General features: G+C 54.8%; 10 protein-coding genes. 8 read left to right on the forward strand and 2 right to left on the reverse strand.

Annotated elements, in window-relative coordinates; all coding sequences use genetic code 11:
- Positions 1-5: 5 nt before the first annotated feature.
- Both Enr10x_RS10960 and Enr10x_RS10965 read right to left on the reverse strand, forming a co-directional pair.
- Positions 6-1,136, reverse strand: coding sequence for an NAD(P)/FAD-dependent oxidoreductase (locus Enr10x_RS10960; RefSeq protein ID WP_145449054.1), 1,131 nt, complete (start codon positions 1,134-1,136; stop codon positions 6-8).
- Between the two features lie 4 nt (positions 1,137-1,140).
- Entirely contained in the window at positions 1,141-2,331 is a 1,191-nt protein-coding gene (locus tag Enr10x_RS10965) for an SAM-dependent methyltransferase (protein ID WP_145449055.1), read from the reverse strand.
- Positions 2,332-3,059: 728 nt separating this feature from the next.
- On the opposite strand from Enr10x_RS10965, the gene Enr10x_RS10970 reads away from it, so the two are divergent.
- The 8 genes from Enr10x_RS10970 to Enr10x_RS11005 all read left to right on the forward strand — a co-directional run bounded on the left by Enr10x_RS10970 (position 3,060) and on the right by Enr10x_RS11005 (position 11,944).
- A complete protein-coding gene (locus Enr10x_RS10970) occupies positions 3,060-4,400 on the forward strand; it encodes a DUF1501 domain-containing protein (RefSeq protein ID WP_145449056.1) in 1,341 nt (446 codons plus the stop codon).
- Between the two features lie 109 nt (positions 4,401-4,509).
- The gene (recQ, locus tag Enr10x_RS10975; RefSeq protein ID WP_145449057.1) at positions 4,510-6,345 is read left to right on the forward strand and encodes a DNA helicase RecQ; all 1,836 of its coding nucleotides are present in this window, start codon (positions 4,510-4,512) and stop codon (positions 6,343-6,345) included.
- A 345-nt stretch (positions 6,346-6,690) separates the two neighbouring features.
- Positions 6,691-7,617, forward strand: coding sequence for a DUF1559 domain-containing protein (locus tag Enr10x_RS10980; protein ID WP_145449058.1), 927 nt, complete (start codon positions 6,691-6,693; stop codon positions 7,615-7,617).
- Complete coding sequence (locus Enr10x_RS10985) at positions 7,607-8,056, forward strand: hypothetical protein (RefSeq protein WP_145449059.1); 450 nt, start codon at positions 7,607-7,609, stop codon at positions 8,054-8,056. Before Enr10x_RS10980 ends, Enr10x_RS10985 begins: the two co-directional genes overlap by 11 nt.
- 75 nt (positions 8,057-8,131) lie before the next feature.
- Positions 8,132-8,914 (forward strand): DUF3386 family protein, encoded by a 783-nt coding sequence (locus tag Enr10x_RS10990; protein ID WP_145449060.1) that lies wholly within the window; start codon positions 8,132-8,134, stop codon positions 8,912-8,914.
- 45 nt (positions 8,915-8,959) lie between these two features.
- Positions 8,960-10,603 (forward strand): Kelch repeat-containing protein, encoded by a 1,644-nt coding sequence (locus tag Enr10x_RS10995; protein ID WP_145449061.1) that lies wholly within the window; start codon positions 8,960-8,962, stop codon positions 10,601-10,603.
- A 120-nt stretch (positions 10,604-10,723) separates the two neighbouring features.
- A complete protein-coding gene (locus Enr10x_RS11000) occupies positions 10,724-11,524 on the forward strand; it encodes a tetratricopeptide repeat protein (RefSeq protein ID WP_145449062.1) in 801 nt (266 codons plus the stop codon).
- A gap of 18 nt (positions 11,525-11,542) precedes the next feature.
- Positions 11,543-11,944: an RrF2 family transcriptional regulator gene (locus Enr10x_RS11005; RefSeq protein ID WP_197997566.1), complete on the forward strand. Its 402-nt coding sequence runs from the start codon at positions 11,543-11,545 to the stop codon at positions 11,942-11,944.
- Positions 11,945-11,950: the final 6 nt, after the last annotated feature.

Here is an 11,950-nt window from a genome sequence, read left to right on the forward strand (position 1 = left end):
GACCTTCAACTGCGAACCAGGGGCGGCAGATGCTGCTGCAGGAACCAGCGATCCAGCAGCACCTTGCGGGTAAACCACTGGGTCGCCATTAATTGACGTCCCAGGAACTGACGAAAGACATCGGGCAGGATGCTGTGCGCGGGCTCATCCGGCCAGGGACCAAAGCGGTTGAGCAGTTGATCCTGGTAGATCTTCAGTCGGTCTTTCTGATAATTCTGCTCACAGTTTTTGAGCACGTCTGCCGCCATTAACCCCGATTCAATCGCGGGACGAATTCCCTCACCACTCTGCGGTGAAGCCAGACCGGCGGCATCCCCGATCAACAGCAGTGCATCCTCGACAATGTTTCGTTTCTGCAGGCCATACAGGCGATAGGCATGCCCTTTGAATTTCCCCAGGATCTCGCGTGGAACCCGTTTCTCCCGATCCAGATATTCGGTGAATTCATCTCGCGCGGTCGAGAGCTGTTTCTCTCCTTCGCGACCGATGCCCACGTTCAGATAACCATCCTTCAGAAAACACCAGCCATATCCTTTAAAGTCGCGACAGAAATAGAGCTCCGGCGTATCGGGCTGGACGCGGCAGATCTGCTGCTGCTCCGGACTCAGTTGAAACTCCGTCTCCTGGGCCAGGACCACGGAATGTTCTCCCGGATGTTTATCATTGATCTCGCGGGCCACCGGGCAGAAGTGTCCTCCCGCACCGATCACCATTTTCGCCCGCAGACTTCCATTGACCAGCCAGCCGTCGTCGGTTCGCTCGAGTGATTGAAAGGACTCTCCCAGCCGGGTCCGGGCACCGCACCGCTGCAGCAGATAATGATCGAATTCACAACGACGAATCCCGTAGCTGACCGTTTCAGGATACTCGGTTTGCAGCGTGCTCCCCCCAATCAGCCCGGTACGGAAGCGACTGATGGGCTGCAGGACATGCTCTTTCGAATAATCGTTTAAATCGAGCTCCCGGAGTTCGGCCACCGCGGGAGTAATCCAGCCGGCACAGACTTTATCCCGGGGAAACGTCGCCTTATCCAGGATCAGCACATCCAGCCCCGACTCACGCAGCCCCCAGGCACAGGATGAACCGCCCGGGCCTCCGCCCACAATCAGGACATCACAGCTTTCTGTCTCTGACACCAGTCTATCCTTCTACTGAACCAGACTGCCGATCCTGATACAGGCCGGCCCGGGTCCAGGGAATCTCGTTATTGGCCCCGTTCGTAAAAACCACCTGGAACAGCTGCAGCGAACCAGCTCGAAAAGCGGCGATAGAAGCAGACAGATAGAGTCGCCAGGTGCGAATAAAGGTTTCATCGAACATATCTCGGACCTGGTCGAGATTCTGTTCGTAACGTTCCAGCCAGTGCTCCAGGGTACGGGCGTAATGCAGCCGGATGTTTTCGACATCCAGTACCGAGAACTTCTGAGGCTCAAAGATCCGCATGAATTCGCTCAGGCTGGGGACATGCGCACCGGGGAAAATGCGTTTGGTCGTCCAGCTGTCGAGCATCCGCGGAGAATTGCAGCCGATCGAATGAATCAATCCACGACCACGGGGCCGCTGGCAACGGGCAATCACCCGCCCGAGTTCTTCGTAGTTCTTCAGCCCCACATGCTCGAGCATCCCCACCGAAACAAACGAGTCATACAAGCCCGTAATGTTCCGCCAGTCGTCTTCGACAAACTCGACCTGTTTATCCAGCCCTTCACGTTTAGCACGTTCGCGGGCATAGGCCAGCTGTTCGCGGGAGATATTAAAGGCCCGGACATTCACGCCGTAATGCTTCGCCATATGCAGGGCCAGCGCCCCCCAGCCACAACCGGCTTCCACCACGGAATCTCCCGACTTCAAGCCCACTTTGCGGCAGACATGGTCCATCTTGGCGATCTGGGCTGCCTCCAGGGAAACGTCCGGCTCCGGGAAATAGGCACAGGTATAAGCCAGCTGCTCATCGAGCCAGAGCTGATAGAAATCGTTCCCGATGTCGTAATGATGGTGAATGTTTTTGCGGGCCGCGTCGATCGTATTGCGTTTCAACCAGCTCACACAGCGCCGGAACCGGTCCCGGTAGAAGCCTTCGGTATCATGTTGATGAGTGCACTGGTCGATCGCTTCATTGAAGGCAACCAGTCCCCCTTCGACTTCGATGGTTCCCAGGGAATAGCCATCCCCAAAATACAGACTCGGATCGAACAGCAGCTTGTACAACGTACTGCGATTGCGAATATGAACGCGAACAGAAGTCGGGGAGGAAGCCGTCGAAACCACGCTCCCATCCCATAAAACAACTTCTATTTCCGGATTACCCGCTTTGACCAGCATGGTTCGCATCAACCACCTGTCCAGCCCCGAGGTTTGACTGCTGGTAGGGGGAGGAGGCTCATACAGCTGGTTTCCTTGAGAAACCAGCCCTACAGGGCTGTCAGAATCACTCGACTCACTTGAGGAAGCATGTTTGGTTTTGGAATCAGACTCGATTGGATTCACTTCAGATCTCCCGAACTCTATCGATCAGAATCTCATAAGGTATGCAAACGCTGGCTTTTTCCCTCGATATCAAAAGGCTTTAGTGCAAAGTATCCTCTTTCATATTCTCACGATCCGTTCGAAAATTTCAAATCTTTTTTGAAGTTCTGAACACTATTCCTCGAATTTATCTGTACCTCAGCGGTCCTTGAAAATGCCAATTGAGGAAACAATGGTCCCTCTGTCTCAGCCCACAATGTTCCCTGAAATACCGGTAGTACAGCTGAGAATCACAGCGAATTTCTGCTGATGTCCCCCAAACGGAATCCACTCAGAGCAGAGGAGGGAAAATTTTTGATAACAGACAGAATCCCTGCAATTTGACACGTTGGTTTATTTCCCCCAGAATCGGAATGACCCCCGATTTTTCCCGATCGGCAGGCGGACTTTTCAAGTTTGGGCTTGGAATTCCGTCCCGGGAAGTGCTACAATTTGCATACATCAATGTTTTTTGATCATTGGTGTCACTCCTGCCTGGCTCGCCAACCGATAACCTCACTAAACTCCTGCCACACCTTGAGAAAGGATTTTCCATGCTGTCAATCTGGGGACCGGAAACGAAACTCTGTGATCGCATCTCCCGCCGGGAAGTCTTGAAAATCGGTGCGCTGGGTCTGGGCGGTCTCACGCTTCCCCAGCTCCTGCAGGCGGAAGCAGCAGCAGGCAGCGGCAAACGGCATAAAGCAGTCATCATGATTTACATGTGTGGTGCCCCCTCGCATCAGGACATGTACGACCTGAAGATGGAAGCCCCCTCGGAAATCCGTGGCGAGTTCCGTCCTATCGACACCCGTGTTCCCGGCTTCCAGATCTGCGAGCATCTGCCACGCCTGGGGAACATTGCTGAGAAAATCATCCCCCTGCGTTCCGTCCATGGATCGCCGAACGGGGCCCATGACTCCTTCATCTGTTACACCGGCCGTACCACCCGCAACCAGCCCGCCGGTGGCTGGCCTTCGATCGGATCGGTCGTCTCGAAATTAAAAGGGCCCGCCGACCCCGCGGTACCTCCTTTTGTCGGTCTGGCCCCCGATACCGGACACCCCCCTTACGGTTCTCCCGGACTGCCCGGCTTTCTGGGCGTCAGCCATTCCGCGTTTCGTCCCTCCGGCCCATCGCGTAAGAACATGGTGCTCAACGGCATCGATGAAGCCCGCCTGAACGATCGCAAACAACTGCTGGCTTCCTTCGATCAGTTCAAACGCGAAGCCGACTCCAGCGGATCGATGCAGGGCATGGATGACATGAACCAGCAGGTGTTCAACATCCTCACTTCGAATCGACTCGTGAATGCCCTGGATCTCTCACAGGAAGATCCTGCCGTCAGAGAACGCTACGGCAAAGGGGATCCGAAAAACTATGGCGATGGTGCTCCACGAAACCTCGAACATTTTCTGATGGCCCGCCGCCTGGTGGAAGCCGGTGCCCGGATTGTCACGCTTAACTTCGGCCGCTGGGATTTCCACAGCAATAACTTTGGTGGCCTGAAAGAGACTCACCTGCCGCAGTTTGACCAGGGACTGGCGACACTCATCGAAGACCTCCACGAGCGGGGCATGGCCGACGATGTCGCCGTCGTCGCCTGGGGCGAATTCGGTCGCACGCCCAAAATCAACAAAGATGGCGGCCGCGATCACTGGCCGGCTGTCGGCGGCGGACTGCTCGCCGGCGGTGGTTTCAAAACCGGCCAGGTCATCGGTGCTACAGACCGTCTGGGAGCCCAGGTCGCCGACCGTCCGATTCACTTCGGAGAAGTCTTCGCGACCCTCTATCGACACCTCGGCATCGACTACAATACCGCTCCCATCAAAGACCTCGCGGGACGGCCTCAATACCTGGTCGACAATTACGAACCACTGCACGAAGTGCTCTGATGAATTGATCGCCCCAGGCACCTTCCAACCTTTAGATTTTCAGCGCCAGCCGTTACGATAGGGATCAGCCTTCACCGGCAATCTCAAACTATCAATAACGGAATCAATCATGGCTGAAACAGGGATGGACGACGCGCTGCTGGATGTCTTACACGAATACTGGGGGTACTCCGAATTTCGGCCCCTGCAGCAGGCAGCGATGACCTCAGTACTGGAGGGCCGCGACTCGCTGGTCGTGCTGCCCACGGGCGGGGGAAAGTCACTCTGTTATCAGGCGCCCGCCCTCTGTATGGAAGGAACCGCGGTCGTCGTCAGCCCCCTGATTTCCCTGATGAAAGACCAGGTCGACGCTCTGCGGGTCTGTGGCATCTCTGCCGCCTGCCTCAACAGTTCACTGGATCAGGAAGAAGCCCGCCAGGTCTTTCGTGATCTGCGGGCAGGGAAGATCAAGCTGCTGTATGTCGCCCCTGAACGACTTATGCTCGAGGGCATGCTCAGCATGCTCGCGGAAATCAGGCTGGCTTATATCGTCATCGACGAAGCACACTGCGTCAGTATGTGGGGCCACGATTTCCGCCCCCACTACAGGGAATTGCAGGAATTGAAGAACATCTTCCCCCAGTGCGGCATTCACGCTTATACCGCGACCGCCACCGAGCAGGTCCGCTCCGATATCGCCACGCAACTCGGTCTGCAGGATCTGGAACTGCTCATCGGTTCGTTCGATCGTCCTAACCTGACTTACTCCGTCGCCCGCCGCGCCGATCGATTTTCCCAGGTCTGTGAAGTCATCGATCGGCACCCGGAAGAATCGGGAGTCATTTACTGTATCTCCCGGGCCGACGTGGAATCACTAAGCGAATCACTCAACAACGCCGGCTATGAAACGCGTCCCTATCATGCGGGTCTGCCCGATGAAGAACGGGCCGCGAACCAGGAAGCCTTTATCCAGGATCAGATCGATGTGATCGTCGCGACAATTGCCTTTGGCATGGGCATCGATAAACCCAATGTCCGCTATGTCATTCATGCCGGTCTGCCCAAGTCGCTGGAAAATTATCAGCAGGAGAGCGGCCGGGCAGGGCGGGACGGACTCGAAGCCGAATGCGTGCTGCTCTACTCCGAACAGGATGCGATGATCTGGCAGCGTATCCTCGAAGATCAGCCGGACGAATCCAAAGCGAGCTCCTTTGAATCACTACAGGCGATGCAGAATTACTGTCACGCCTTCGACTGTCGGCACCGCTATCTGATGCGGCACTTCGGTCAGGATCTGGAGCAGGACTGCGACACAGCCTGCGATCTCTGCCGGGGCGATTTCCAGCAGGTTGACGATGCCCTGGTCATCGGGCAGAAAATTCTCTCCTCGATCTATCGCCAGGATCAGAATTATGGAGCTTCCTATACCGCAGCGGTGCTGAAAGGTTCGAAAGACAAAAAGGTCCTCACCAACGGGCACGACCAGTTGAGTACCTATGGTCTCCTGAAAGGGGAGAGCCTGACCACCATCCGCAGCTGGCTCAACCAGTTGGTGACCCAGGGCTTTCTGACCAAAACTGCCGAATACCAGCAGTTGCGAATCACCAAAACCGGCTGGCAGTTACTCAAAGGGGAAGCCACTCCGCAACTGATGCGGACCACCCAGGAAAACAAAGCGGAGAAATCCCGTCGTACGAAAGAAAAGTATGACAGCCTCAACTGGAAGGGGGTCGACAAGGGACTCTTTGAAGTCCTCCGCGATCTCCGCAAACAGATTGCCAGCGAAAAAGGGATTCAGCCCTACATGGTTTTTGGCGATGCGACACTGCGGGAACTGGCCCGCCACATGCCCTCCACACAGCCACAATTCCTTGAAATCTGGGGCGTGGGCCAGAAAAAATGCGATGATTTTGGACAGCAGTTTCTGCAATCAATCACTGACTACCAGGGCGAATCGCAGGAATAAACCATTCCGTTCCGCAACCACAACCCACCGCTTTCCATCAGGCCCAACGTCTCTCATCCTGATCTTCCCCAAAACAAAATAACCATAAGCACCTTATCTATAACCACTTACAAATCTACCGGGTTCGTTTTATTATTTTTCACAAATTTCGCTGTCTAAAAACTTGCAGAGCAGGGGATCCGATTATAGCATTCCCTTATTGAGATTGAGTTTCAATTTCAATCAGCCAGCCAGCTAACGTGGCCTTCTCCATTAGTAGCCAGCCAGCCAGATCCGTCGGGCATTGAATCGAAGCCATTTCGGTTCAATTTCATCAATCTGGTACTACAAAACTCTGGAGAAACCATGTTACTCACTCCCACCCACCGCCATCGTCGGCGTGCGTTCACCCTCATCGAGCTGCTGGTCGTGATCGCCATCATCGCGATTCTGATCGCGCTCCTGCTCCCCGCCGTCCAGCAGGCCCGCGAAGCAGCCCGCCGCACCCAGTGTAAAAACAACCTCAAACAGATGGGCCTGGCAATCCACAACTACAATGATGTCTATACCTGCCTGCCGAATGCCAACTGTGGTGTCAGCGAGACCAGCGGCGGCAGCCTGTTTGTTTCCATCCTGCCGTTCATCGATCAGGCCAATGCTTACAATCTCTTCGATTTTAATCTGTCCAACTCGGCCGCTTACAATGTCAATGTGACTTCTCAGACGCTCCCCTTCTATCTGTGTCCCTCTTCCCCCATGCGACGTGCCGTCCCCAGCTGTTCCAGTGACAGTGGGCGTGCCCCCGGACACTACGCCGTGTGTGGAGGCACCCAGGAATACAACATTTACTGGTCCTACTATGGTGACCCTAATCCCACTCAGGACGGGGCAATCGTCTATACAGGCAGCACCACGGGAAAAGTACGCTTTCGTGACATCACAGACGGTACCAGTAACACATTGTTAATCGGCGAAACCGCCTACAATCTTCCCGACTACACATTCAGCAGCGGGGACTGCAGCGGACAGCCACGCTACTCTTTCACCTACTGGTCAAATCCCTATCCCGGTTCGACAGTCTGTTTCACCAGTGGTGATTTCAATCCGAAAGACGTAGCCAACGATTCGGTTTATGACAGCAGCTGGACCAAATCGTTCCGCAGCGATCATGTCGGCGGAGTGCAGTTTGCTTTCGTTGACGGATCGGTCCATTTCATCTCGGAAAATATTGACGCTTCTCTTCTGGATGCCCTGGCCACACGAAACGGCGGGGAGGTGATCGATGGTTTTTAAACGAATCACACTCCTGTGCTGCCTGTGCCTTGTTGTTTCCGGCTGTGGTTCTTCGACAGACACTCCTCCCCGTGCCGCCGTACGGGGAATTGTCAAACTCGATGGCGATCCTCTTTCAGAAGGTGTGATCCGTTTTATCCCCTCAGGTGCCAACCAGGGGCCTAAATCCACTGTGACGATCCGGGAAGGGATCTTCAATGTCGACGAGGAATACGGTCCCGTTGTCGGTATGAATCGAATTGAAATCGAATCCACTGATGACGGCGGTTATGCCTTCGATGACGAGCAGGCCCTGGAACGACTCAAAAAAGAAGGCGTCAAAAAAATCGAAGTCGTCAAAGTTCCTCCCCAATACAACAAACGCAGCACATTGACCAAATCGATCTCGGCAGAAGGAGCAAATGACTTCACCTTCGAGCTGACATCAACAACAAAATAAACCCGTTTGAAGTCCAACTTCAATTCCGACAACTCAGCCGCCGCGAATACACTTATCTCATCACGGAGAAATCCCATGTCGTTCCGTCAATTGATCACGAGAGAATTCAAACAGTGGGGCCTGGCCGCCCTGATCGTTCTGCTCACCCTCTCTGCTACCATGCAGTGGACTCCCGCCAGGGAACAGAAACCCGTCGATTCCCAGGAAGAAAAGGCGGCTGCCACGAAACTGTATCAGCACGTCAGAGAAGCCCGGGCGACCTGGCGGGACTTTCCCGGTTTTACAGCAGATGTCGCTGTCTGCTACAATGGACAGAGCACCACGGGCAAACTCGTCGCAGACAAAAAATTCAACGTCAAACTGACTTTGAAAGACCAGGCACTCTCCGAGTGGAGCCTGCCTAAGCTGCGGTCGGTGATTGGTCATCGTAAATACCGTCAGCAGAAGCCCATTCCCGCCACCTTCGCTGACCAGGAAGTCAATCACCCGCTCGGTCGCCTGGTCAATATTGACGGCAAAAACGTTTCGTTTCGCCTCCAGGGGGATGTCATGACCGAAGTCCACCGTCGCTCCGACAAATCGTGGTTCACGATTTCCACGCTGGACGTCTGGAGAACCAAAGAAAATGAAGTTCTGCCGCAGGTGACTTCAGTCACATACCGCGATCCGCAGAGCGGTGCGATTCTGTCGAACCGCAGCAATACCTTCGGCTTCAAACGCGTCGGAAAATTCGATCTGCCGGCATCCATGCTGACTGTGGAATGCGGCGAAAAGTTTGATCGCAATGTCGGTTCCATCAAACTCTCGAACCACCGCCTGCTGACCGATTCCTCCCTGTCGCAAACAGAAACCAACTAACCAGACTTCATCCAAACACACCCGCCATCCTGAAAGATTTATATAATGAAAACGTTACGATTCACTTTCACCTTGCTCTGCCTGTGTGCGGTCGCTGTGACAAACCAGGCGTACGCACACTTCCTCTGGCTGCTCCCGCAAGCAGAAGGCAAGAATAACGCTGCCAGAGTTCAGCTCTATTTCGGCGAAGTCGCCGAACCCGACGATCCGGATCTGCTGAAAAAACTCACCGGCATCAAAGTCTGGGAGAAAAAGCAGAAAGGCAAACTGCAGACCTACTCTCTCACAGCGGGAGAAGATTCACTGTTCATCACCCCCAACCCCAAAGGGGCCGGCAAAGCCGCCTATGGCCTGAGCCACACCTACGGCGTCATTACCCGGGGTGACAGCAACTTCCTGCTCAAGTATTACGCCAAAACGTTCCCGCAGAAAAGCCAGCAGGTCTGGAACAAAATCAACTGTGCGGAACAACTGCCTCTGGAAATCATCCCCACTCTGAAACGGGAAGAGGTCATCCTGCAGGTCAACCTGAACGGCAAACCGCTGGCAGACGCGGAAGTCAAAGTCATCGGCCCTGCAACCACCAGTGAAACGGTCACCGCCAGCACGAATGCCCAGGGACAATACCAGTTCAAACTCAGTAAAGGCCTGTATTCGATCCGCGCCAAACATGTGGAAGAGAAAACAGGGGAGTACAAAGGCGACAAGTACGACAGTATCCGTCACTATTCGACTCTGACACTGCCTTACGTACCCGTGGCTGAAAAAACGGAAACCACAGCTGCCGACAGCAAATACCCTCAGCTGCCCGATGCCATTTCCAGCTTCGGTGCCGCCGTCAGTGGGGATTACCTCTATGTCTACTCCGGTCACATCGGCCGTGCCCACCAGCACAGTGCCGACAACCTCTCGCAGAAATTTCAGCGGCTTAATCTCAGGCGACCTGATAACTGGGAAACGCTGCCTCTGAAAACTCCCCTGCAGGGACTGGCCATGGCTCCGCACGGCGAGAGCGTCTACCGCGTCGGTGGTCTGTCTGTGACGAATAAGAAAGGGGAAGAATCCTTGATGGAATCGCAGCCCACTGTCGAGCGGTTTGTTCCCAGTAAAAACGCCTGGGAACCGGTCGCTGCCATGCCCGCAGGACGTTCTTCCCACGATGCGGTCTTCCTGGACGACCAGCTCTACGTAGTGGGTGGCTGGCAGATGCGTAAAGGAGACGAATCGATCTGGCAGGATCACATGCTGGTCTTCGATGCTTCGCAGGACAAGCCGGAATGGAAAGCCATCAAGCAGCCTTTCCAGCGTCGGGCACTCTCCGCCGCCGCCCACCAGGGCAAGATCTACGCCCTGGGTGGCATCGATGCCGACGGCGATATCAGCCACGAAGTCGACGTGTATGACACCAACACCGGTAAATGGTCCAAAGGACCGGAACTGCCCGGCAGCACCATGAACGGTTTTGGCACTACCGCCTGGAGCCTGGGCGGCCAGCTCTACTTCAGCGGCATGGACGGAGGCGTCTTCCAGCTCGACCAGAAAAAGAACAGCTGGAAAAAGGTCAGTTCGCTCGCCACACCTCGCTTTTTCCATCGTCTGCTGCCTGACGGTAATGGCGGGCTGCTGGCCATCGGGGGAGCTTCCCGGAAAGGGCACCTCAAAACCATCGAGCAGATTCAGTTGAATTAAAGGCAGGTTTTCCGCTTGAAGAGACAAGAGTTCCGTTCAGGATACGCCCCATTTCCGGGAGCTCTTGTCTCTCCTTTATTTCGAGTGACACCGGGTACATTCCTTTCAGAGAGGCAGACTATGGAAACGCAGAAAACACTCCAGGGGGCCCTGGAACTGTTTCGGCAGGGACTGCATTACCAGGCCCTGGATCAGATGACTCAGCTGCTGGCAGTGACCCCGAATGCGGGCAAAGCCTGGGAACTGAAAGGACTGATTGAAGACTCCCTCAGCTGGCACAACACCTCTATCCATTCACTAGAAACCGCCACCACACTCATCCCACTGTCAGCTTCAGGGCAGTATGTCCTCGCCAAAAACTACCTGGAAACCGGCAAAACAGAACTGGCACAAGAGGTCTTCACCATCCTGTTGCAGCGGGACGACATTCCGGATCGACTTCTGCCTGCACTCTCGTCCTACCTGGGCCGCCACTCCGAGATGACGCAGCTGGCACTCCAGGCATGCCGAACAGCAATCCGGCGGGATCCGGACCAGGCCGATTCCTGGCTGGGAATGGCGCACTTTATGAATCAACTCGGGTACCCTCAGCGACAGGTTGCCAGCGTACTCCGCAAAGCAGTCAGTCTCGATCCCGAGAATCATCATTACCGACTCGCTTTGAGCAAGGTCCTGGAACGGATGGGGTACCACACCGAAGCTTACCATGTCGTCAAACAGATCAGTCGCTCGCAACTGCAGGAAATCAACTGCACCAGCTGCCTGGAACGACTTCGGGATATTTTCGATGACGCGCATGATGAAACGCGTTCTGAAATCTGCCGAAAGAAACTGCAGCAGCTTCAGTCCCCCACAGACTCAGACAGAGGCCCGGTCACCAGGAACCGACTGCCCAGGCCTCCCAGACAGATGAAACGTTGAGCCCTGACCACTATGAATATGATTTCCCAAACCGAAGAATACGCTCTCCGAGCGATGACCTGTCTGGCATTCCGTTATCCGGACTATATGACCCGCGATCAGTTGTTTGAAGTAACTCAGGTGCCGCATGCCTACCTCCCGAAAATTATGCTGGAGCTCAACCGGACCGGACTCATCCGCTCCCAGCGCGGCCACAACGGGGGATATACACTGCTCCGACCTCCGAGTGAAACCTCTCTGCTCAATATCATAAACGCAGTCAATACAACGTCTCTCAGAGAGACACTCACTCAGTCGGCGTCCATCTCAACGGAGATCAGTCAACTGCATCAGCACCTGATTGCATCATTCTCAAGGCTGGAGCTGGCCCTGGATCAGACTTCACTGGCTGATTTAATTACTCAACCAGAGACTCTCTAACTAAAG

It is taken from the genome of Gimesia panareensis, from assembly GCF_007748155.1.
GTDB lineage: Bacteria > Planctomycetota > Planctomycetia > Planctomycetales > Planctomycetaceae > Gimesia > Gimesia panareensis.